Origin of the sequence: Sphingopyxis solisilvae (genome assembly GCF_015475875.1) — a bacterium.
Taxonomy (GTDB): Bacteria; Pseudomonadota; Alphaproteobacteria; order Sphingomonadales; family Sphingomonadaceae; genus Sphingopyxis; species Sphingopyxis solisilvae.
Window position 1 is genome coordinate 1 of record NZ_JADKYM010000026.1, and the last position, 22,378, is coordinate 22,378.

Sequence of the window (22,378 nt, forward strand, 5' to 3'; positions counted from 1 at the left end):
CTTCCGATCCGGGATCTCGCCCTATTGAAATAACGCTCCGGCGAGATCCCGGCCTTCGCCGGGATGACGATGTCGTGGGTTCAGGGTTGCGGTGTACCCGGCGGCGGCGCGCCCTCGCCGCCCTGCATCATCTGCTGTTGTTGCATCTGCTGCATTTGCTGCATCTGCTGCTGCATCGCACGCACTTCGGCTTCCGAACGATAGTCGAGCAGGGTGACCGTGAAGTGCAATGTGCTGTTCGCCGGGATCGGCCCCGTGGCGCGGTCGCCATAACCAAGCTGCGGCGGAATGGTGATCTTGTACTCGCCGCCCTTCTTCATCCGGGTCAGCGCTTCGGCAAATCCCGGAACGACGCCGGCGACCTGCATCGGCGCCTGTTCATTGGCGTCGAAGACGGTGCCATCGTCGAGCTTGCCTTCATATTTGACCAGCACGACGTCGGCCTTGGTCGGGCTTTCACCCGTCCCTTCCTTAACGACCTCGAACCCGATCCGCGGCGTGACATGCCAGGCAAAGGCCGCCGCCGCGCCGATCAGCGCGATGACGCCGATCCAGATCAGCCAGAGGCCTTTTTTGCTCACCGGGCGCAATGGAACCGTTGTCACGCTCATCCTGGATGATCCTTCCGTTGCCCCGACCGGGGCGAAAATGCTGGCGAGGCCTATAGGCCGCGCGGCGCCGGACGGTCCAGAGGCAATATTGCGTCGGTGTCGGCTTTGGGGGTGGCGCGCGGACGTTTCAGAATCCTCCCCATCGACTTGCGATGGGGAGGGGGACCGCCGCCGCAGGCGGTGGTGGAGGGGTGGCAACGTCGCGGCCCCTCCGTCAGCCCTGCGGGCTGCCACCTCCCCATCGCAAGTCGATGGGGAGGATCTTTTGGCTGCAACCCGCCGCTTTCAGCCATGCCCGCCCAACGAAAAAGGCGCCGCGGTTGCCCGCAGCGCCTGTTTCACGATCAGGATTCTGCAACGAAAGTCGGGTCTTACTTGATCCCGTCACGCTCCATCCGCTTGCGCTCCATCTTGCGGGCGCGGCGGACGGCGGCGGCGTGCTCGCGGGCACGCTTTTCGCTGGGCTTCTCGTAATGACGGCGCAGCTTCATTTCGCGATACACGCCCTCACGCTGCAGCTTCTTCTTGAGCGCGCGAAGGGCCTGGTCGACATTATTGTCGCGAACGATGATTTGCATACGCCGTGTCGTCTCCTGTTCGTCAAAACGATTTCGGCACCGGGCAAACCGGTTCGCCATAAACCGCCGATATTCGGGCAATAAAAAGAGCGCCGCGATGACGCGACGTTCCGATGTCGGGCCAACTAGAGAGATTCGCGGCGAAATGCAAGCCCCTGCGCGGTAAAAGGCCGCTGCCCCGTTGACGAACCGCCCGGTCCGCTTGCGGGATTGTGCCGCCCCCTCGGCTTATGGCATAGGTAGCAGGACGAAACCAATCAGCCGAGGGACAGGATTATGGCAACCCAGCTCAAGCGCAACAGCAAATATAGCGAAGCCGAATGGACGGCGCGGCAGGAACTGGCCGCCTGTTACCGGATCTTCGCGATGATGGGCTGGGACGAGATGATCTTCAACCATATCACGGTGAAGGTTCCCGACGAGGACGGCGCCTTCCTGATCAACCCTTATGGCCTGCATTTCAGCGAGGTGTGCGCGTCGAACCTGATCAAGATCGACATCGACGGCAACAAGGTCGACGCCGACAACCCCTGGCACGTCAACAAGGCGGGATTTGTCCAGCACAGCCTGTTTCACCGCGTCCTGCCCGACGCGCATGCGATCATCCACACGCACACGACCGCGACGATGGCAGTATGCGGGCTGGAGGGCGGCTTGCAGCCGACCAATTTCTATGCCTGCAACTTCATGGGCCAGCTCGCCTATCATGATTTCGAAGGTGTTACGGTGCGCGAGGAAGAAGGCGAGCGGCTGGTCAAGAACCTGGGCGATAAGCGCATCCTGATGCTGCGCAATCACGGCCCGGTGGTCATGGGCAAGTCGCTGACCGACGCCTTCATCAAATATTGGGCGCTGCAGCGCGCGTGCGAGATCCAGCTCGCGACGATGAGCATGGGCAAACCGGTCCTGGTCGACGAAGACGTCATCAAGGTCCACCAGCGCGACCTGTATATGGCCGCCATCCCCGGCCAGTCGGGCAAGGCCGAATTCGATGCGATGGTACGCAAGGTCGACCGGATCGATCCCAGCTGGCGTGATTGACGCCCTGCTCCGTCATTGCGAGGAGCGAAGCGACGCGGCAATCCAGAGTGGTGTCAGGCCGCCCCTGGATTGCTTCGCTTCGCTCGCAATGACGATGCTTTGAAGAATATGACAGCCTTTACCCGAACAAGCGGCTATTGATCGCGCAATGACAAAATTTTCGGTCAACGACCGCCCGGTCGAATATCGGATGGATCCCGAAACGCCGCTGCTGTGGGCGCTGCGCGACGCGTCGAACCTGACCGGCACCAAATATGGCTGCGGCACCGGCGAATGCGGCGCCTGCACCGTCGACATCGACGGCGAGGCGATCCGCAGCTGCCTGGTAACGATCGCCGAATGCGAGGGGCGGTTCGTCACCACGATCGAAAATCTGTCGCGCGACCGCAGCCATCCGGTGCAGCAAGCCTGGGTTGCCGAGCAGGTGCCGCAGTGCGGCTTCTGTCAATCGGGGATGATCATGGCCGCCGCGGCGCTGCTGCGTTCAAACAGCAACCCGAGCGACGCGGAGATCGATGCCGCGATCACCAACATCTGCCGCTGCGGCACCTATCCCCGCATCCGTACCGCGATCCGCCGCGCCGGGCGCGTGATGCGCGGCGAGGAGCGGATCGCGGCCGCGCCGCCACCCGGGATCCGCCCCGAAGACGCCGCGCGGGCGGTTCCGGCGCTGCGACCTTCGCCCGGCAATTGACCGCCCCGTTCATGTAGGTGAACCGCAGGCAACAGCGCGGTTCAGCCATCGATCATCTTGCCCCCGGTAACAGGTGATTCATCATCCCGGCTGGCGTCTCCAGCAATCGGGACACGAGTTGGAGAATGGCGAGATGAAAAAGATGTTCGGGGGTGTGCTGATCGCAGCAACGATCCTGACCCCCATTGCCCCCGCTGCCGCCCAGGCATCGGGCGAGCGCGTCCAGATGGCCCAGCGCGGCGATCGCGGCGACCGTGGTCCGCGCGGCCCCGAAGTGCGCCGCGGCGGCAGCGAAGCGCGCATGCAGCGTCAGCAAACGCAGCAAACACCACCCGAGCGCCAACCGCGCGGCGAAATGCGTCAACAACGCAGCGACAATGGCCAGCAGGGCCAGCGCCAATGGCAACAGCGCAGCAATGACCAGCAGCGCGACGCCCAGCGTCAGCAATGGCAGCAGCGCGGCGATCAACAGCGCCAGGCACAGGACCAGCAGCGCCAGCGCGGGGGATATGACCGCAACAACGACGGTCGTACCGACCGGGGGTGGGACGGCAACCGAAACGGCCAGACCGACCGGCGGTCGGATCGCGACCGTTATGACGGCAACCGCAACGGCCGCGTCGACCCGCGCTATGATCGCAACCGCGACGGCAACGTCGATCGCCGCTATCGCGACAATCGCAACAACAACTGGAACCGCGAATGGCGCAGCGATCGCCGGTACGACTGGCGCAACTATCGCGAACGCAACCGGCATTATTACCGGATGCCGCGCTATTATAACCCGTACCGCGGCTATAATTATACGCGCTTCAGCATCGGCTTCACGCTCGGCTCGCTCTTTTATGGCCAGCGTTACTGGATCAGCGATCCCTGGCACTACCGTCTGCCGCCGGCATACGGCAACTATCGCTGGGTCCGCTATTACGACGATGCCTTGCTCGTCGACATCTACAATGGCCGCGTCGTCGACGTGATCTACGATTTCTTCTGGTAAGTCCTTTCGATTACCCGAAGACAAACTGACGGGGCCGGTTCATCCGGCCCCTCTTTTTAGGCGCTTAGTCCTTGGGGACAGCTCAGGCGGCGCGACGTACGGCCGTAACGGGCTTCGGCCCCAGCAGCGCGTCAATGTCGACCGCCACGGCAAATTTGACCCCGACGCGATTGCCCTGTGACCAGCGTGCTTCGGCATCGAAGCGCTGGTCGCCGCCGAACTCGAGCGTCAGCCGGGTTCCGGGCGGCACGTTCCACAGTCCTTCGACCAGCGCGCCGCGCGGCGACATGTTGCGCACGATCGCCTCATATTGATACCCGCCGCTCGCGACGTGGATAGTGCGAAAAGTGGTGACCCGCGGCTCGCGCGCGCTCTTGTACCCGCGCGCCTCGACCCGGCCGCCGCCCTCGCGCAGCAACGCCAGCACCTCGGCCAGTTCCATCGGACGGCCGTAGATATAGCCCTGAACATGGCTGCACCCCAGCCCGCGGATCAGCGCCAGATCATCGTGCGTCTCGACGCCCTCAGCCGTCGTTTCCATGTTCAGCGCCGTCGCCAGCCCGACGATCGACGAGATGATGGCGCCGTTCATGCTGCTGGGATCGGCGGCCCCCAGCACAAAGCTCTGGTCGATCTTGATCTTGTCGAACGGCGCCTTTTTCAGATAGCCGAGCGCCGAATAGCCGGTCCCGAAATCGTCGAGCGCCAGCCGTACCCCGGTGCGCTTCAATTTCTGGAACATCGCCAGATTTTCGGGGCTTTCGTCGAGGAACACGCCCTCGGTAATTTCCAGCTCGAGCTGTTCGGGGCGAATGCCCGCCGCCGACACCGCGCTCAGGATCGTCGCGGGCAATTTTTCGTTGGCGAACTGGCGCGGCGAAACATTGACCGCGACGCGATATCCCGGTCCCAGCAACGCGATGCTGGCGCAGGCGGTACGGATGATCCATTCGCCGATCGGTACGATCAGGTTCGATTCCTCGGCAATCGGGATGAATTTTGACGGGCTGATCGTTCCTTCGCCCGCGCGGTGCCAGCGGATCAGTGCCTCGAACCCGGTGATCCGCTCGCTGCCGACATCGACGATCGGCTGGTAGAGCAGCCGCAGTTCGTCCTTCGCCAGCGCGTCGCGCAGCGCGTCCTCGATCGCCTTGCGTTCGCTCGCCTGATTGTGCATCGCATCGGCATAGAAGCGATAGACGCCGCGCCCCGCATCCTTGGCGGCATAGAGCGCCAGGTCGGCGTTGCGCACCAGCGCCGACGCGGACACCCCCTGCCCTTCCGAGACGGCGATGCCGATCGACGACCCGATCCGCACCTGCTCGCCCTCGATCGCAAACGGTTTGGCCAGGCTGAGGATGATCGCATTGGCGATCGCCGCCAGCTTCTCGGGCTGGCTCATCTGCGGCACGACGATCTGGAATTCGTCGCCGCCGAGCCGTCCGACCTGCCCCTTGTCGCCGACAATCTGGGTCAGCCGCCCGGCGACTTGCTGCAGCAGCTGGTCGCCGACCGGATGGCCCAGCGTATCGTTGACCGCCTTGAAGCGGTCGAGGTCCATCAACAGCAGTGCGCACGGCTGCGGCTGTCCGATATGGCTTTTGAGCGCGCGTTCGAGCAGGTCGGTGATATGCGGCCGGTTCGCAAGTCCGGTCAGCGTGTCATAACGCGCCAGCTGGTTGATCTCGCGTTCCGAGCGTTTCTTGTCGGTGAGGTCGGTGCCGCTGCCGCGAAATCCTTGAAAATTGCCGAGTTCATTGCTGATCGGATGCCCCGAGATCGACCACCAGCGTTCTTCGCCCGCGACCGCCGCCTGCACAGTCAGCTCCTTGAACGGCGTGCGCGACGACAGGCTGAAGCCCAGCGTGCGCTCTTCATTCTCGTCATTGCCGATACGTTTGCGGATGATGTCGGTGAACGGTCTGCCCAGCAGGTCGGACGCATCGCAGCCGAGCCGCGCCGCGACGGTCGGCGAGATATAAACCAGCTGGCCGTGGCGATCGGTTTCCCAGAACCAGCCGCGCCCAGCACGTTCGAAATCGCGCATCAGATTGAGCGCGCGCTGCTGGTCGCTGACCGCCTGCCGCCGCGTCCGCGTCGCGCGGCGCTGGTGGCGGATGTCCTCGCGCATCATCACAATCAGCAGGCCCAAGAAAACCAGACCGGCGATCGCGAAGGACCAGGATGCGATGCCGATCGCGCCGCCCAGCGCGGTCGCGCCCGCAAAGGTGAAAAAGGCAGGCCGGACGATCGCCGCCGCTGACGCCGCGACCAACAGCGACCCGATCTGGATCGCAGTAAAGGCGTCGAAATAATGGCCGCCGTTCGTCACCGCGCTCGCCGCGAACATCGCCGCCGCGCTCAGCAACGAACCCAGCGCGATCAGCAACATCGTCGCCATTGCCAGCCGCCGCAGCCGTTCGCTGGACACGCGGGGCCGCCGCATCGACTGGCCGACGACCGTCAGCACGATGTCACAAACCAGCCCGGCGGCCATCACCAGCCATTGTGCTGGCAGATCGAGGAAACCGGGCATGCCCGGCAGGAAAGCAAGGGTGAAAAAGACCAGTACCCGGCCGATAAGCACATAATGCCAAAGCTGCGCGACGCGTAACAGGCGCGTCACGAATTCGGGCGAATCGAACAGCGATTCGTCCTGCATCTGGTCGTCGGCCGCCGGCCGGATGATACTCTGCCGAACCTCCAATGTTCCGTCTGTCCTGCTCGCCTTGTCCGCAGGCTGCACTGGCCGGACAAGGGTTGCCAAATCCTTACATTGACGGACCCGTTAACCCCGTTCCTGTGCCATTATGGACGCTATTCCGTTTCGCATCGCAACTCGTTATAGTCACCCCATGCCCGCCGTCCGCCTCTTTCCGCCCGACCGTTTTTTCGACCGTAGCGAATGGGCCGCGATCACCGCGCCATCGCGCTGGCGGGGGATCTGGCTCGTTGCCCATGCGTGGATTGTCGCTATCGGCCTCATCGGCGTGGCCGCCTGGTTGCAAAATCCGGTGGCGTGGCTGCTCGCGGTGGTCTTTGTCGGCGGGCGGCAGCTCGGGCTGGCGATCCTGATGCACGACGCCGCGCACGGCGCGCTCCATCCCAACCGGAAAGTGAATAATTTCCTCGGCCAATGGCTGACGGGTGCCGCGGTCGGATCGGACCTGATCGCGTACCGCACCTATCATCTCCAGCACCACAAATTCACCCAGCAGCCCGAGGATCCCGATCTGGCGCTGTCGAAACCTTTTCCGACAACGCGCGCCAGCCTGCGCCGCAAGATGCTGCGCGACCTGACCGGGCAGACCTTTTTCAATCAGCGCTTGGCCCAGTTCGGCTTTGCGCTGGTCGGGCTGAAAGCGATGCTGCGCGGCGAGGCGACACAAAAGGCCGGGGCGAGCACCAGGGCCGGAACACCGTTCAACAAGCAATCGGACGACGGCATGACGTCACCGACGATCGACGTTGCGGGGGCGATGGCGGTGACCCGCGCGGTTGGGCGTTTTCTGGTGGTACAGGCGGTGCTGTTGGGCGCCTCGCTCGCCCTTTACGGCTGGACGCCCTATCTGCTGTGGCTCGGGGCGCTGGCGACAACCTTCCAGCTTTATCTGCGCGTCCGTAACATTGCCGAACATGCCTGCACGACCACCGGCAGCGACGATCCCTTCACCCATGCCCGTACCACCCACGCGGGCTGGCTCGCGCGTGCGACGGTTGCGCCATATTGGGTGAATTATCACGCCGAACATCATCTGTTCATGGGCGTGCCCTGTTATCGCCTGCCGCAGGTTCACGCGGCGCTCGGCCGCGCCGGCAAGCTTGAGGCGATGACCATCGCGCCGGGCTACGCCGCGGTGCTGCGGCAAGTCACGGCGACGGGCTGATCAGCCTTCCTCGACGAAACGTGCGCCCGCGCGGTCCTTCACCGTCCGTTCGGGGTCAAAGATCATCCCGTTCATCGCGACATAGACGCCGGGCGGCAGCGTCTGCACCGCCGCCAGCGCAAAACCGACGTTGAACTCGGCATCGCTCGCGCGCACCGACGCGGGCTGCATCGCGCCGGTCAGCACGATCGTCTTGCCCGCGATCCCCGCGAGCACGCGTCCGGTGACGACCATCGTGTCGGTGCCGTGCGTCACCAGGATGCGCTCGGCATCGCTCGCCGCCACCGCGGCGCGGATCGTCTCGCGGTCGGCATCGTCCAGCTCAAGGCTGTCCTTGCGCATCAACGGCGTCACGCGGTGCGGGACGTGGACATTATTCTCGCGCAGCAGGTCGGGGATCGCCGCGGGACCGATCTGAAACTCGCTCAGCGCGTCGAAATAGACCTTGTCGATCGTTCCGCCGGTCGTGAAGATGTCGATCACGCGCATTCATCCTGGATAGGCGTCGCCGGCGTGCCGTCGGGCGCGGCGAACGGCTGCTTGAACGTAAAGGCCTCCGTCGTCGGCCCCTTTGCTTCGAGCGTCGCGATCCGCGCCATGCCCTCGGCAACGGTGGGGCGATGCCCCTCGGGCACCCACCAGAGCACCTGATACACGCCGATGTGATCGAACCACTCCTTGCGCCGCTTCATGATCGCCAGATGGTCGGGCTGGCGATAGACAAAGGCGGCAAGCGCATCGAGGTCGCGCCACACCGACATGTTTGCGACAAGGTGCGGATCGTCGGTGACGGACACGTCGGTGGCGTTATTGCCCTCGCCCGTCAGCCGCCAGACAAAGCCGTCGCTCGCTTCGGCAATCGCGTTCACCGCGTCGAGCGCTTCCATGAAATCGCGATTGGCGACATGCTCGGGCGGCAGGCGAAAGCGCGCTATGTTGATCTGCGCCAGTTCATAAGCCGCCATTTCGACCTCCCTATGCCAGCGCTTCCGCGATCAGCCGCCGCGTATTGTCGATCCCGAACAGCGCGATAAAGCTGCCCATCCGCGGCCCGGCGCTTGATCCGAGCAGCGTTTCGTAGAGCGCCTTGAACCAGTCGCGCAGGCTTTCAAAGCCATGGGCTTCGTTCTTGCCGATCTCGTACACGATGTTCTGGATCTCGTCGGCCGGCGTGTCGGCGGGGAGCGCCGCGAGCGCGGCGTCGAGTTCGCGCAGCGCCGCCACCTCGCCGCCCTCGGGCTTGCGGCGGACGAGCGAAGCCGAGGCCACGTCGCGGTTATAAGCCAGCGCATGGTCGATCAGCGCGCCGAGTTCGGGATCGCGCGTGACCGCCGCGTCCGCGACATAATTGCCGAGGTAATTCCACACCTGCTCCTTGCTGGCGCCGACCCCGAGGACGCCGACCAGATTAAGCAACAGCCCAAACGTCACCGGCGGCGTGTCGGCGGGTACCGCGCCGTTATGGATATGATGCACCGGATTACCGAGCTGCTTGTCGAGCGGCTGTTCGTGCCATTGGCTGCGGAACTTGTAATATTCATCTACCGTGCCCGGAATGATGCCCAGATGCAGTTGCTTGGCGCGCTTCGGCTCACGATAAGCGTAAAAGGCGACGCTTTCGCGCGGGCCATAGGTCAGCCAGTCCTCAAGCGCGAGGCCGTTGCCCTTGGTCTTCGAAATCTTCTCCCCCTTTTCGTCGAGGAACATTTCGTAGATTAGGACTTCGGGCGGTCGCCCACCGAGCGCGCGCGCGATCTTGCTCGACTGGGTGACGCTGTCGGTCAGATCCTTGCCCGACATTTCATAATCGACGCCGAGCGCGACCCAGCGCATCGCCCAGTCGACCTTCCATTGCAGCTTTGCCGCGCCGCCGAGGATCGAACGGGTGACGGTCTCGCCTTCGTCGTCGAAGCGGATCAGCCCCGCCTCGGCATCGACGACTTCGATCGGCACCTGCAGCACGACGCCCGACTTTTCGCTGATCGGCAGCACCGGCGAATAAGTTGCGGCGCGTTCCTTGCGCAGCGTCGGCAGCATGATATCCATGATCGCCTGATAATTGCGCAGCACAATCTTCAGCGCGTCGTCGAACGCTCCCGATCGATAGCGTTCGGTTGAACTGACAAATTCATATTCGAAACCATAGCGATCCAGAAAGTCGCGCAGCATCGCATTGTTATGGTGCGCAAAACTTTCGTGCGTGCCGAACGGGTCGGGAACTTGGCTGAGCGGCTTGCCCATGAACGGCACCAGCATGTCATGGTTCGGAACATTGTCCGGAATCTTGCGCATCCCGTCCATATCGTCCGAAAAGGCGACCAGCCGCGTCGGCGCGCCGCCACTCAGCGCTTCATAAGCATGGCGCACCATCGTCGTCCGGAGTACTTCGTTGAACGTCCCGAAATGCGGCAGCCCCGACGGGCCATAGCCGGTTTCGAACAACACCGGCGCGCCGCCGGGCTTGCCCTCGGGGTAACGTTTGACCAGCTTGCGGGCTTCCTCGAACGGCCAGGCCTTGGACGTGAGCGCGCACTCGCGCAGCGAAGGTTGAAGGTGCAGGTCAGTCATGCCGCGCCCATAGCGGCAAGCGGCGAGGATGGGAAGCGGACCGGATGGGCGGGCCCGCTTCCCATCGATCCTAACCGCGCGGCTGGGTTGCGGGCATGAAACTGCTCCGGCGCAGCAACGCTGCCGACACAAACGCCACGAGCAGCGCGACCGGCAAGATCTCGGTCAGCGTCAACGCCATGCGAAACAGCGGATTTTTATACTGTTCGGCCATAGCCCCCATATCGGCCGAAAATTTGGCGACTTCGGCGGCCGACTTGCCTGCCGCGCGCATGTCCTCGACGGTTCTGGCGATATATTCCGCCATGAAGGTACCGCCGGTACGCCACATATAAACTTCCCAGCTGAACACGTAGAACAGCGACGCGACGAGCCCGATTCCAAGCCCGACCCCGACCGCTTTCCAGAAGCGGATCACCCCGCCCAGATGGATGTCGCGATAGCGTTTGACGCCGATAAACACGAAGATCAGCGCCACCAGCATCGACAGATAGCCGGCGACCATCCCCATCGCGCCGTGGCTGGCGACAAAATTGATGTTGACGAACATCCCGATCGCGACGACGATGCCCGCGATGGCGCCGTAAACTGCAATAATCCTGCCCATTTCTCTTCTCCCTAAGATGGCTTGCCGAGCGAACTGGGCAGGAACAACGGACGAAATCTATCGCCCAAACGGGTGATATGGCAGTTATCGCCCGAAATTACGGCAGGATGTCGAGTGTCCGCGCCCTTTGCACCGCTTGCGTGCGGCTGGCGACCGCCAGCTTTTCATATATCCGCGCGACATGCGTCTTGACCGTGTTGGGCGAAATATCGAGCTGGCGCGCGATCACCTTGTTGGCGTGGCCCGCCGCCAGCATTTCCAGAACCTCGCATTCGCGCGCGCTGAGCCCCAGCGCCGCAATCGCCGCATCGTTGCGGGCAAACGCCTGACGCGGCCGCGCGGTCAGCCGGTGACCCGCCCAGATGCCGAGCGCCACGCATAGCACCGCGACGGCGACGATATAGAATTCGGTCGACCAGCGATGCACGACATATTTGTAGTTCAGCCACTCGAGCAGAAATGCGGCGCCCGCCAGCCCGGTGCCATAAAGGATGATCGAGCGGACCATAGCGGGGTTAGATCATGATCGGCGGGCACTGGCAATATGGTCGCGGCACGGTCTGGAATTGACCCCCGCCCTCACCCCGCCGCCGGGTCGAGCAGCACCGCCACCGAACCGCGTTTGCGGCCCGTATCGACATAGGCATGCGCCGCCGCAATGTCCGCGAACGCATAGCTCTTATCGACCACCGGACGCAGCGCCCCGGATACGGCAAGGTCGGCCAGTTGCTGCACATGTTCGGGCTTTTCGGTCGCCGGACCGGCGATCACCCTTCGCCCTTCGCGCCCCGGTCCCCCGATCGTCGCGAGCATGTCGGGGAGTCCGGCGGCGATCGCGACAAACCGGCCGCCGGGGCGCAGCAACGGCAGCGCCTCGCGCGTCACCATATTGCCGACCGTTTCGAATATGACGTCATAAGCCCCTGCCTCACCGCGAAAATCGCTGGCGTGATAGTCGATCACCGCCGCCGCCCCCAGATCACGGACCAGATCGGCGTTGCGCGCGCTGCACACCGCGGTGACATGCGCGCCGCGATGGCGCGCCAGTTGAACCAGCGCCGACCCCACCGCCCCCGATGCGCCGACCACCAGCACCCGCGCGCCGGTCGCCACCGCTGCGGCGTCAAGGAAGTGGAGCGCGGTGCTTCCGCCGAACGACAAGGTCGCCGCCGCGGCAAAGCTCAGCCCGTCCGGCTTCGGCGCGATCGGCCCGGCTTCGGCGACACAGCGATATTCGGCATGGCAGCCCATCTTGCCGCCCGGAAACGCCATCACTGCATCGCCCGGGCGGTAACGGGCGACCCCCGCGCCGACGGTATCGACGATCCCTGCCAGCTCGGTTCCCAAAATCGGCTGGCGCGGCCCCCGAAAGCCCAGAAACGGGCGCGCGAGCAGGCCCATGCCGGCGGGGAAACGCGCGGCGCGAATCCGGCTGTCGGCCGACGTCACCGATGTCGCCATGACCTTGATCCGCACCTCGCCCGCCTTCGGTTCGGGGATCGGGACTTCGCGAAACGCCAGCACGTCGGGACCACCATAGCGTGGACAGATAACGGCTTTCATCGACAAATCCTGACCTTGGTGCGGGAACGCCGCCGTTGTGCCCGTTCCGGCCCACCGCACCACCCGCCGCCATGTACCGGGGCATCTTTGTATCGCGTCTTATCGTTACCGGATTATTTACCATATCTGGCCTAGCATCGCCTTATGGATACCCCCCGCATCCCGATGCCGCGCCGCCAGACCCGCACCCCCGTCACGCTCGAAGTGACGGTCAACGGCGTGCTCAATTTTGTCGAAGGGCAGATCACCGACCTGTCCGAAGGCGGCGCGCGGATCGAAGGCGCCAGCATGCCCGCCCGCTCGCGCTGCGAGATCCACTATGCGGGCGACGTGACCTACGCCGTCGTTATGTGGTCCGAAGTCGACCGGATGGGGGTGCGGTTCCCTTATGAACTCACCCATGGTCCGCTCTATAACGCCTTGAAACGCGCCCGGAATGCGATGACGATCGACCCCGCCCAGATTTTCCTGAGCAACCGCGCGCCGGTGTTCGGACGCCGCGGGTTGAGCTGAACCAAGCCAAGCAGGCCGGTCGTAGCTGTCCGGATAGTCCGGCGCGGCTTGCCGCGTTCGCCTTTTGTCCCTAGGCTCGCGCGGTGGCGCCCGATCCCCTTGCTCTCCCCGCGATCCACGCGAGTCACGTCGGTATCTGGATTGCCGACGCTGACGGCCGCGTCCAGCGCGTGGGGCGCGGCGAGGCAATCGCAGCGGTCGCCGCGACGCCGCACCTGCTGCTCAACGCGACGCTGACCGGCGACCGGCTGGGCTATCCCGAGCTGTCGGGGCTCGATCTGCTCGAACTCTTCGCTTTCCTTTATCCTGCGCATTTTACCGTACCGACCCCGGCGGGGATTGCGGCGGCGATCGGCCTCGCGCCGCCAAAAAGGGAGGACGACATTGCCGCCTTTCTCCCGCAGGCGGCTGCGGCCATGCTCGCCGCAATCGACGATCCAGCCTGGCCCGAACGCGAAGGCGCCTGGCACGGGTCTCAGGCGCTCGCCCGCCAGCGCTGGCCGTGGGCGCCGCTGGTCCAGCTGCGGCTGACCACCCCCGACGCGAATGAACGCTGGCTGTTCGCGCGTCTGCCCGAATGGGAAGAGGTACCGCCGCGCGCCGCGCCGCGGCAGGTGCGCATCAATGCCGATGACGTCACCGCGCGGCTCGACCGGCTGACCGGCGACGGCGCCGAACGCCGCCCGGGGCAACAGGATTATGCACGCGCCACTGCGGCGATCTTCGAACCGCGCGAGCGCAAGGACGCGCCGCAGATGCTGGTCGCCGAGGCGGGAACGGGGATCGGCAAGACGCTCGGTTACCTCGCGCCCGCCAAGCAATGGATCGATCAGTCGGCGGGCAGCGTCTGCATCTCGACCTTCACCAAGGCGCTGCAACGCCAGTTGTCGCGCGAGACCGAGCGGCTGTATCCCGACGCCGCGACCCACCGCGAAAAGGTTGTCGTGCGCAAGGGCCGCGAAAATTACCTCTGTCTGCTCAATCTGGAGGACGCCTTGCAGGGCGGCTTTTCGGGCCGCGCCGCGATCCTGGCGCAGCTTGTCGCGCGCTGGGCCGCCTATACCCGCGACGGCGATATGGTCGGCGGCGACCTGCCCGGCTGGCTCCCCGCGCTTTTCCGCCGCAACGGCACCACCGCGCTGACCGACCGGCGCGGCGAGTGCATCTATGCCGGCTGCCCGCATTTTCGCAAATGCTTCATCGAACGCTCGGCGCGCGCCGCGACGCAGGCCGACATCGTCATCGCCAACCATGCGCTGACGATGGTGCAGGCGGCACGCCCGCGAGACGGCGGCGCGCCCGCAACGCGGCTGATCTTCGACGAGGGTCATCATCTGTGGGATGCCGCCGATTCGATGTTCGCCGCGGCGCTCACCGGACAGGAAGCGGTCGAAATCCGCCGCTGGGTGCTGGGGCCAGAGGGCAAGTCGCGCGGGCGGCGGCGCGGGCTGGCAGCGCGGCTCGCCGATGTCGCGAGCTATGACGAGGCGGGCGAGCGCGCGATTCAGGCGGCGATTGCCGCCGCCGCCGAACTCCCCGGCGACGGCTGGCTCGGGCGCCTGTCCGAGAATGATCCGTGGGGCGCGATCGAGCGGCTGCTCGCCGCGGTGCGCGGCCAAGTGTATGCGCGCGCGGTCGATACCCGCACCGCCGACGCGGGCTATGGCCTCGAAACCGAGCTGGCCGATCCCGACGCGGCGCTGGTCGCTGCCGCCGCCGCGGCGAGCGACGCGGTCGAGGCGCTGCTGCGCCCGTTGCTGGCGCTCGGCAAGCGGCTCGATGCGCTGGTCGACGATCCGCCCGACTGGCTCGACGGGCAGGCGCGGGCGCGCGTCGATGGCGCGCGGCACAGCCTCGGCACCCGCGTCGACACGCTCGGCGGCTGGCTGTCGCTGCTCGGGCGCGTCGGCGGGCCGGCCAATCCCGATTTTGTCGATTGGCTAGCGATCGACCGTTACGACGGGCGCGAGTTCGACACCGGGCTGCACCGCCACTGGCTCGACCCCGCACGGCCGATTGCCGACATCGTCTATCGTCCGGCGCAGGGTGTGCTCGTCACTTCGGCAACGCTACGCAGCGGGCATGGCGCGAGCGGCTGGACCGAGGCCGACATCCGCACCGGCGCGCGCCATATGGACGGCGGGGTCCAGCATTTCGCGGTGCCCAGCCCGTTCGACTATGCCCGCCAGTCGGAGGTGCTGATCGTCACCGACATCGCGCGGGGCGACCTGCCCGCACTTGCCGGGGCGTACAGCCGGTTGATCGAGGCGTCGGGTGGCGGCGCGCTGGGGCTGTTCAGCGCGATCCGGCGGCTGCGTATCGTCCACGCCCGCATCGCCGACCGCCTCGCGCGCGCGGGCCTCCCGCTCTATGCCCAGCATGTCGATCCGCTCGACACCGGGACGCTCGTCGACATCTTCCGCGCCGACCCGCACGCCTCGCTGCTCGGCACCGATGCGCTGCGCGACGGGGTCGACGTGCCGGGCGAATCGCTGCGGCAGGTGATCATGGAGGGCGTGCCGTGGCCGCGCCCGACCATTTTGCATGCGGCGCGGCGCGCGGCGCAGGGCGGCAGCGCCTATGACGACATGGTTATCCGCGGCCGCATCGGGCAGGCGTTCGGGCGCCTGATCCGCCGCGCCGACGATTTTGGCCAGTTCGTGATGCTCTCGCCCAGCTTCCCGTCCCGCTTGCTCAGCGCCTTTCCCGAAGGCACCCCGATCCGCCGCCTGCCGCTCGACGAAGCGGTCAATCATGTCGCGGCGGCGAATGTGGAAAGGCGAAAAACCGCCTTTCCAGCCTTTTCACCGTCATAAGTTTGCGGCACAAGGCGGCTCGAACGACGGCATAAGCGCGAAGGCGCGGGGGAAGATTTTGAAGAGTTTGACGATCCTGCGCCACGCCAAATCGGGTTGGGATGTCCAGGTCGAGCGCGATTTCGACCGCCCGATCAACAAACGCGGCCAGCGCGGCGCCGAAATCATCGGACAATGGCTCAAGCGCCAGAAGCTGCCCGTCGACCGCATCATCGCCTCACCCGCGGTGCGCGTGACCGAAACGCTCGACATCTTCCAGCCCGCCGCCGATCTTGACACGATTGAGCCGCATTGGGACCGCCGCATCTATCTCGCCTCCGCCGCGACCTTGATCGACGTCATTCGCGACACCGGGCGCGATACCGACCATCTGCTGATTTCGGGCCATAATCCGGGGCTGGAGGATCTGATCCTGATGCTCGTCCCCGAAACGAGCGGCGACGAATTACGCGGCGAGGTCGAGGAAAAGCTGCCGACGTCGGCGCTGGCCCGGCTCGAACTCGACATCGCCGACTGGCACGACCTCGACACCGGCATGGCCCGCTTCGCCGCCTTCATCCGCCCCCGCGATCTCGACCCGACGCTGGCGCCGGCGATGGATAACGACTGACAGGTCATCCCCCCTGTGGCGAAGCCATGGGGAGTTGGCAGCGCGAAGCGCTGACGGAGGGGCAATAGCGCTGCCGTAGCGGCCCCTCCACCATTTGCTTCGCAAACGGTCCCCCTCCCCATCGCTTTGCGACAGGGAGGAGCATCTTCTCCTCGTCATCCCGGACTTGATCCGGGATCCATAGCTGCACTGTCGTCATGGCTCCCGGATCAAGTCCGGGATGACGAGGGTCTGGAAACGACCAATTGCGGACGTGCACCGTCTCTGCAATGCTGTGCCGAGGGGGAGTTTCTATGACTGTTTCTATACCAATGATGCCGGGGCCTGCCGAGGAAGAATTGCGCCTGCTAGCTGACTGGATCGGGCATTCGCTTCCGGCAAGCTACCTCGATTTTGTGCAGCTACACGACGGCGCCGAGCCCGAGGCAAACAGTATAAAAACGTCGAATAATGAAATTGGGATTTCACGATTTATCCCTGTGCGTGAGGCGTCCAATCTTGGCGCAGGGATCGATGGATTTCCTACCCGCGTAATACCATTCGCTGAGGACGATTGCGGAAACTACTTCTACGTCGCGCCGCTGACTGGTTTCGTCCATTTCTGGGATCATGAATTAGAAGGAGCAGATGAGCAGGTAGCAGAGGGCGCAATGGCCTTTGCGGAAAAGTTGACACCATTTGACGTGTCGGCTGTGAAGCTCGCTCCGGGGCAAGTTAAAAGCGCTTGGATCGATCCGTCGTTCACGCCCGAGTTCTGACGTCCGCTTCCCACCCCTATGCAGACATTCACGAACTTGCTGATAAGCGATGCCAGTTGCGCTAATCCAGCGCCGCCGCCAATCGTTGGCGCAGCGCGACGAGTGCTGCGACCGGTACGCCATGCACCTGCCCCTTCGCGTCATTTCCGGCTGCGGGCTCTTCTCTGATTTTGACGGCAGGCGCTTCACCACCCTTCGCCCCCGCCTCCGACAACGCCTTACGCGCACCTTCGACCGTGAACCCCTGCACATGCAGCAAATGGTGGATGCGCTCCGCCAGCGCGACATCCTCGGCGCGGTAATAGCGGCGGCGACCCGAGCGCTGGAGCGGCCTCAGTTGCGGAAAGCGTGTTTCCCAATAGCGCAGCACGTGCGTCGGCACCCCGATGCGCTCCGCCAGTTCGCCGATCGACAGCATGGCGCCCGACGCCTTGCCGCCGCCGTCTGCCACGTCAAATCCCGCCATGGCCAGAATCCGGGTTACTTGCCGGCAACGCGCGCTCGCATCGACTGGCTCGCGCGAAAGGTCATCACGCGGCGCGGCAGGATCGGCACCTCGATCCCGGTCTTGGGATTGCGGCCGATGCGCTGCGCCTTGTCGCGCAGGACAAAGGTACCGAAACCCGAGATTTTGACATTCTGCCCGCCCGCCAGCGCGTCGGACATATGGTCCAGAATCGATTCGACGATCGCCGCCGATTCATTGCGCGACAAGCCGATCTGCTGGTTGATCCGCGTGGCGATATCGGCTCGCGTAAGCGTTCCTGCGGTCATGATGGTCCCTTCCCCCTCGTGAAGCGAAAATTTTGAAAACGGTCCCGAACAGCCCCCACCGTCACGAGTCCCGTGTCCCTATGTAACAAAAGCGAATTAATCCGCCAAACTGAAACGGATGGAGCGAAGAGTTAATGCGGTGAAGCCGCCAATCAGACGCGCAGGACCGCGGCGCCCCAGGTAAAGCCGCCGCCCATCGCCTCAAGCACGACCAGATCGCCGCGCTTGATCCGCCCGTCGCGCACCGCGAGGTCGAGCGCGAGCGGCACCGATGCCGCCGAGGTGTTGGCATGCTGGTCGACGGTGAGAACGACGCGTTCGGACGGCAGGCCCAGCTTTTTGGCGGTCGCGTCGATGATCCGCTTGTTCGCCTGATGCGGCACGATCCAGTCGATCTGGTCGGGCGACAGGCCGACATCGGCCATCACTTCGCCCAGCACCGACGCCAGATTGGTGACCGCATGGCGGAACACTTCGCGGCCCTGCATGCGGACATGGCCGACGGTGCCGGTGGTTGACGGGCCGCCATCGACATACAGCATGCCCGAATATTTGCCCTCGGCATGCAGCCGCGTCGCCAAAATGCCCTGATCGTCGTCGACGTCCTTCGCCGACAGCACCACCGCCCCTGCACCGTCGCCGAACAGGACGCAGGTCGTGCGGTCTTCCCAGTCGAGGATGCGGCTGAAGGTTTCCGATCCGATCACCAGCGCGTGCTTCGCGGCGCCGGTGCGCAGCATCGAATCGGCGACCGACACGGCGTAGAGAAAGCCCGAGCAGACCGCGGCAACGTCGAACGCGATGCAATCGGGGGCGCCGATCAGCGCCTGCACCTTGGTTGCGCTGGCCGGAAACGTATTGTCGGGGGTCGCCGTCGCAACGATGATCAGGCCGACGTCCGATGGCTCCAGCCCCGCGGCCGCCAGCGCCTGCTGGGCTGCGGCGGCGCCCAGCGTCGCCGTCGTCTCGTCGGGCTCGGCAATGTGGCGAAAGCGGATACCGGTGCGCTCGACGATCCATTCGTCGCTGGTATCGACGCGTTCCGCCAGTTCGGCGTTGGAAACGCGGGTACGTGGCAACGCCGATCCGGTACCGGCCAGAATCGCGCGCAGGGTCATGCGGCGTCGCCGCGGCGGAAATTTGCCAGATCCTCGGTCACTTGCCGCGTGATGTCCTTTTCGATCAGCTCGGCGCACAGATGGACGCAGTTCGCGACCCCCTTTGCATCGGCGCTGCCATGGCTTTTCAGCACGACGCCGTTGAGGCCCAGGAACACCGCGCCATTATGGTTGTTGGGGTCGAGGTGATGGCGCAGCAACTCGGTTGCGGGGCGCGAGATCAGAAAGCCGATCTTCGAACGCACCGAACTGGTGAAGGCACGGCGCAGCAGATCGGTGACGAAGCGCGCCGTCCCCTCGATCGTCTTCAATGCGATATTGCCCGAAAATCCGTCGTGGACGATCACGTCGACCTCGCCGCGCGACAATTTGTCGCCCTCGATGAAGCCCGCAAACTCCATCGGCAACCCCTTCGCGGCGCGCAGCATCGCGGCCGCATCGCGGATCTCGTCGGTGCCCTTTTGTTCCTCGGTGCCGATGTTGAGCAGCGCGACGCGCGGCTTTTCCAGCCCCATCGCGGTGCGCGCATAGGCGGCGCCCATCACCGCAAATTGGGTGAGGTTGGTCGCGTCGCATTCGGTGTTGGCACCCAGGTCGAGCATGACCACGTCATTGTCGCCCAGCGTCGGGAGCAGCGCCGCGAGCGCGGGCCGGTCGATTCCCGGCATCGTGCGCAGCGCCAGCTTCGCCATCGCCATCAGCGCGCCGGTATTGCCCGCCGACACGGCGCCGCCGGCATCGCCGCGCTTCACCGCATCGATCGCCAGCCCCATCGAGGTGCTTTTCGCCTTGCGGATCGCCTGGCTGGGCTTGTCCTCGCCCGACACCACACCATCGGTGTGGATGATGTCCGACGCCGCGCGCAGGTTCGGGTGGTTGTCGAGCGCCGCCTTGATCTGCCCCTCGTCGCCGACGAGGATGAACCGCAGACCGTCGTGCTTGTGGCGCGCCATCGCGGCGCCGGCGAGCATCATGCGCACGCCGACGTCACCGCCCATCGCATCGATTGCGATTCGCGGTGTCAGGGCCATCCGGTTGCGCTCCGCCTAACGGTCAGGCGCCGACCGAAACCACTTCACGGCCGTTATAATGGCCGCAGGCGCTGCAAAGATTGTGCGGGCGCTTCAGTTCGCCGCAGTTCGGGCATTCCTGAAAGGCTTCGACCTTCAGGCTGTCGTGGCTGCGACGCATGCCGCGCTTCGAGGGCGACGTTTTTCGCTTGGGAACGGCCATGATTTATCCTGCATTCTCAATAGTGTGTCACGAATCGGCTACCCGGATTTGTCGGTTCCGTCGCCGGAAACGACTGGCCCGCCCGCCAAGCCGAAGGCTGTTCCTGCCCATATGATGCAGGAAAATCTTCTGCCGGAGGGTGCCTCAACGCCTGATGGTGTCGGGTGCCGGATCGGGCGCGGCTATAGCGTTTTCGCCCGCAAAGGCAAGCCCTGTGGATGACAATGGCCGAGCAAAAGCGTCGCCCTTGCCGATTGCATCACGCGATGCCACACAATGCCGGGCGCCGGGCGAGCACAGCCGCGGCCGAAAAAGGGGGACGCTTATGATAATCTTGCCGATCAGTCTGACGATTGCCGCCGGCGCGGCGCTGCTCAACCTGTGGCTCAGCGTGCGGGTCGGGCGCGTGCGGACCAAAGAGAAGGTGTTTGTCGGCGACGGCGGCAACGAGCTGGTCACGCGGCGCATGCGGGCACACAGCAATTTTGTCGAGAACACGGCATTTGTGCTGATCCTGCTGGCGCTGGTCGAACTGGGGATCGGATCGTCGATGTGGCTGTGGGGCGTAGGTGCGCTTTACTTGATCGGACGGATCCTGCACGCGATCGGCATGGACGGGATGATGTGGGGCCGCATGGCGGGGACGATCATCACGATGCTGACGCAGCTTGGTCTGGCACTCGGCGCGCTGGCGATCGTCTATCTGACGCCGACCAGCATCACGACGACCGAGATCGAGGAAACGATGGTGGTGGCGCCGAAGTAATTTCTCCCCTCCCGCTTGCGGGAGGGGTCGGAAGAGGGTCTGTTTCGGGAGGATCCGTGCTGGACATGCCCTCCCCTAACCCCTCCCGTAAACGGGAGGGGGACTAGCCAGCCGTCCCCAACACCATATCGCCAACAAACGGATTCGTCCGCCGCTCATGCGCGAAATTGCTGTGCGCGCCATGACCCGGCAAGAAGGTCGTGTCGCCGCCGAGAGGCCACAATTTCTGCGTGATCGAATCCAGCAATTGCTGATGGTTGCCGCGCGGAAAGTCGGTGCGCCCGATCGAACCCTGAAAGATCACATCGCCGACGATCGCCAGCTTCGATGGCGCATGGTGGAACACGACATGGCCCGGTGTATGGCCGGGACAATGGATGACGTCGATCGTCAGGTTTCCGACGGTTACCGTGTCGCCATCGACCAGCCAGCGGTCGGGTTCGAAGGTTTCGCCGACCATGCCGAAGCGCGCGCCATCCTCGGCGAATTGCGCGATCCAGAACCGGTCGTCCTCGTGCGGTCCTTCGATCGGCACGCCGAGTTCCTTCGCCAGCATCCCTGCCTGGCCGCAATGGTCCATATGGCCGTGGGTCACCAGAATCTTTTCGACCTCGACCCCCGTCTGGCGCACCGCTTCTTTCAGCTTCGGCAGGTCGCCGCCCGGATCGACAAACGCCGCCTTGTTGGTGGCGGTACACCAGAGCAAGGTGCAATTTTGCTGGAAGGCGGTGACGGGCACGATCGCCGCGCGCATCGGAGGGGTGGGAGCGTTCATGGCGGTGATGTGGGGAAAAGCCGTCCGAATGGCAAGGCCATGCTGCCGCCGCCCCGACCAGTCACGCCGGCGATGCCAGCTTCATCAGCACCAGCCCGCTGACGATCAGCACCGCCGCCACCATGCGCAGCGCGCCCGCCGGTTCGCCGAGGACAAGCACACCGACCGCGAACGCACCGACCGCGCCGATGCCGGTCCAGATCGTATAGGCGGTGCCGAGCGGCAGTGTTTTCATCGCCAGCGACAGCAGCGCAAAACTGGCGATCATCGTCACCACCGTCACGACCGACGGCCCCAATCTGGTGAAACCTTCCGACTGTTTCATCGAAAACGCCCAGACGATTTCGAGCACACCGGCAAAGAAGAGATAAATCCACGCCACGACAGCCTCCTCAACAAAGCTGCCGGGCCGTCCCGGACTTGATATCCGCCAGCGGCGGCGAGGACGTGGCCTCGCCGACCATTTAAG

The 22,378-nt window shown here is 64.7% G+C and carries 25 protein-coding genes; 9 read left to right on the top strand and 16 right to left on the bottom strand.

All coding sequences use genetic code 11. The features are described from left to right. Positions 1 to 80 precede the first annotated feature (80 nt). Positions 81 to 611 carry an FKBP-type peptidyl-prolyl cis-trans isomerase gene (locus IR187_RS14660; protein WP_194955328.1) on the bottom strand — a complete coding sequence of 177 codons (531 nt, stop codon included), beginning with the start codon at positions 609 to 611 and terminating at the stop codon, positions 81 to 83. 371 nt (positions 612 to 982) lie between these two features. Next, the gene (rpsU, locus tag IR187_RS14665; protein ID WP_037510267.1) at positions 983 to 1,189 is read right to left on the bottom strand and encodes a 30S ribosomal protein S21; all 207 of its coding nucleotides are present in this window, start codon (positions 1,187 to 1,189) and stop codon (positions 983 to 985) included. Positions 1,190 to 1,465: 276 nt separating this feature from the next. On the opposite strand from rpsU, the gene IR187_RS14670 reads away from it, so the two are divergent. The 3 genes from IR187_RS14670 to IR187_RS14680 all read left to right on the top strand — a co-directional run bounded on the left by IR187_RS14670 (position 1,466) and on the right by IR187_RS14680 (position 3,921). Beyond that, positions 1,466 to 2,230: a class II aldolase/adducin family protein gene (locus IR187_RS14670; protein ID WP_194955329.1), complete on the top strand. Its 765-nt coding sequence runs from the start codon at positions 1,466 to 1,468 to the stop codon at positions 2,228 to 2,230. Between the two features lie 148 nt (positions 2,231 to 2,378). Continuing rightward, complete coding sequence (locus IR187_RS14675; RefSeq protein ID WP_194955330.1) at positions 2,379 to 2,924, top strand: (2Fe-2S)-binding protein; 546 nt, start codon at positions 2,379 to 2,381, stop codon at positions 2,922 to 2,924. Positions 2,925 to 3,057: 133 nt separating this feature from the next. Next, a complete protein-coding gene (locus tag IR187_RS14680; RefSeq protein ID WP_228765969.1) occupies positions 3,058 to 3,921 on the top strand; it encodes an RcnB family protein in 864 nt (287 codons plus the stop codon). A gap of 82 nt (positions 3,922 to 4,003) precedes the next feature. On the opposite strand, the gene IR187_RS14685 is transcribed toward IR187_RS14680, so the two are convergent. Further along, on the bottom strand, positions 4,004 to 6,688 hold the full coding sequence (locus tag IR187_RS14685) for an EAL domain-containing protein (protein WP_228765970.1): 2,685 nt from the start codon (positions 6,686 to 6,688) through the stop codon (positions 4,004 to 4,006). A gap of 88 nt (positions 6,689 to 6,776) precedes the next feature. Here IR187_RS14685 and IR187_RS14690 point away from each other — a divergent pair, with 88 nt between their 5' ends. After that, positions 6,777 to 7,808, top strand: a complete 1,032-nt coding sequence (locus IR187_RS14690; RefSeq protein ID WP_194955331.1) for a fatty acid desaturase family protein — start codon at positions 6,777 to 6,779, stop codon at positions 7,806 to 7,808. On the opposite strand, the gene IR187_RS14695 is transcribed toward IR187_RS14690, so the two are convergent. The 6 genes from IR187_RS14695 to IR187_RS14720 form a co-directional block, all read right to left on the bottom strand. Further along, the gene (locus IR187_RS14695) at positions 7,809 to 8,291 is read right to left on the bottom strand and encodes an asparaginase domain-containing protein (protein ID WP_324187703.1); all 483 of its coding nucleotides are present in this window, start codon (positions 8,289 to 8,291) and stop codon (positions 7,809 to 7,811) included. Then, positions 8,288 to 8,773, bottom strand: coding sequence for a DUF3291 domain-containing protein (locus tag IR187_RS14700; protein WP_194955333.1), 486 nt, complete (start codon positions 8,771 to 8,773; stop codon positions 8,288 to 8,290). Before IR187_RS14700 ends, IR187_RS14695 begins: the two co-directional genes overlap by 4 nt. A gap of 10 nt (positions 8,774 to 8,783) precedes the next feature. Beyond that, entirely contained in the window at positions 8,784 to 10,376 is a 1,593-nt protein-coding gene (locus IR187_RS14705) for a lysine--tRNA ligase (protein ID WP_194955334.1), read from the bottom strand. Positions 10,377 to 10,446: 70 nt separating this feature from the next. After that, positions 10,447 to 10,983, bottom strand: a complete 537-nt coding sequence (locus tag IR187_RS14710; protein ID WP_194955335.1) for a DUF4199 domain-containing protein — start codon at positions 10,981 to 10,983, stop codon at positions 10,447 to 10,449. 97 nt (positions 10,984 to 11,080) lie between these two features. Continuing rightward, positions 11,081 to 11,491, bottom strand: a complete 411-nt coding sequence (locus IR187_RS14715) for a helix-turn-helix domain-containing protein (protein WP_194955336.1) — start codon at positions 11,489 to 11,491, stop codon at positions 11,081 to 11,083. A 71-nt stretch (positions 11,492 to 11,562) separates the two neighbouring features. Further along, complete coding sequence (locus tag IR187_RS14720; protein ID WP_194955337.1) at positions 11,563 to 12,546, bottom strand: NAD(P)-dependent alcohol dehydrogenase; 984 nt, start codon at positions 12,544 to 12,546, stop codon at positions 11,563 to 11,565. A gap of 144 nt (positions 12,547 to 12,690) precedes the next feature. Between IR187_RS14720 and IR187_RS14725 the strand changes: the two genes are divergently transcribed. The 4 genes from IR187_RS14725 (at position 12,691) to IR187_RS14740 (ending at position 17,243) form a co-directional block, all read left to right on the top strand. Next, entirely contained in the window at positions 12,691 to 13,059 is a 369-nt protein-coding gene (locus IR187_RS14725; protein WP_194955338.1) for a PilZ domain-containing protein, read from the top strand. A gap of 83 nt (positions 13,060 to 13,142) precedes the next feature. Beyond that, entirely contained in the window at positions 13,143 to 15,875 is a 2,733-nt protein-coding gene (locus IR187_RS14730; protein WP_194955339.1) for an ATP-dependent DNA helicase, read from the top strand. A gap of 58 nt (positions 15,876 to 15,933) precedes the next feature. Continuing rightward, on the top strand, positions 15,934 to 16,485 hold the full coding sequence (locus tag IR187_RS14735; RefSeq protein ID WP_194955340.1) for a SixA phosphatase family protein: 552 nt from the start codon (positions 15,934 to 15,936) through the stop codon (positions 16,483 to 16,485). Positions 16,486 to 16,778: 293 nt separating this feature from the next. Then, a complete protein-coding gene (locus IR187_RS14740; RefSeq protein ID WP_194955341.1) occupies positions 16,779 to 17,243 on the top strand; it encodes an SMI1/KNR4 family protein in 465 nt (154 codons plus the stop codon). Between the two features lie 61 nt (positions 17,244 to 17,304). Here the strand turns inward: IR187_RS14740 and IR187_RS14745 are convergent, their stop codons facing one another. The 5 genes from IR187_RS14745 to rpmF form a co-directional block, all read right to left on the bottom strand. Further along, on the bottom strand, positions 17,305 to 17,709 hold the full coding sequence (locus tag IR187_RS14745) for a MerR family transcriptional regulator (RefSeq protein WP_194955342.1): 405 nt from the start codon (positions 17,707 to 17,709) through the stop codon (positions 17,305 to 17,307). A gap of 14 nt (positions 17,710 to 17,723) precedes the next feature. Next, a complete protein-coding gene (locus IR187_RS14750) occupies positions 17,724 to 18,017 on the bottom strand; it encodes an integration host factor subunit alpha (protein ID WP_194955343.1) in 294 nt (97 codons plus the stop codon). Positions 18,018 to 18,169: 152 nt separating this feature from the next. Beyond that, positions 18,170 to 19,135 carry a beta-ketoacyl-ACP synthase III gene (locus IR187_RS14755; protein ID WP_324187704.1) on the bottom strand — a complete coding sequence of 322 codons (966 nt, stop codon included), beginning with the start codon at positions 19,133 to 19,135 and terminating at the stop codon, positions 18,170 to 18,172. Further along, positions 19,132 to 20,166, bottom strand: coding sequence for a phosphate acyltransferase PlsX (plsX, locus tag IR187_RS14760; protein ID WP_194955344.1), 1,035 nt, complete (start codon positions 20,164 to 20,166; stop codon positions 19,132 to 19,134). The genes IR187_RS14755 and plsX overlap by 4 nt, the downstream gene beginning before the upstream one ends. Positions 20,167 to 20,188: 22 nt before the next feature. Continuing rightward, entirely contained in the window at positions 20,189 to 20,368 is a 180-nt protein-coding gene (gene rpmF / locus IR187_RS14765; RefSeq protein ID WP_088439508.1) for a 50S ribosomal protein L32, read from the bottom strand. Positions 20,369 to 20,693: 325 nt separating this feature from the next. On the opposite strand from rpmF, the gene IR187_RS14770 reads away from it, so the two are divergent. After that, on the top strand, positions 20,694 to 21,134 hold the full coding sequence (locus IR187_RS14770; protein ID WP_194955345.1) for an MAPEG family protein: 441 nt from the start codon (positions 20,694 to 20,696) through the stop codon (positions 21,132 to 21,134). A 103-nt stretch (positions 21,135 to 21,237) separates the two neighbouring features. Here IR187_RS14770 and IR187_RS14775 read toward each other — a convergent pair whose 3' ends face one another. After that, positions 21,238 to 21,909: an MBL fold metallo-hydrolase gene (locus tag IR187_RS14775; protein ID WP_324187705.1), complete on the bottom strand. Its 672-nt coding sequence runs from the start codon at positions 21,907 to 21,909 to the stop codon at positions 21,238 to 21,240. 61 nt (positions 21,910 to 21,970) lie between these two features. After that, positions 21,971 to 22,291 (bottom strand): DMT family transporter, encoded by a 321-nt coding sequence (locus IR187_RS14780; protein WP_194955346.1) that lies wholly within the window; start codon positions 22,289 to 22,291, stop codon positions 21,971 to 21,973. Between the last annotated feature and the right edge of the window lie 87 nt (positions 22,292 to 22,378).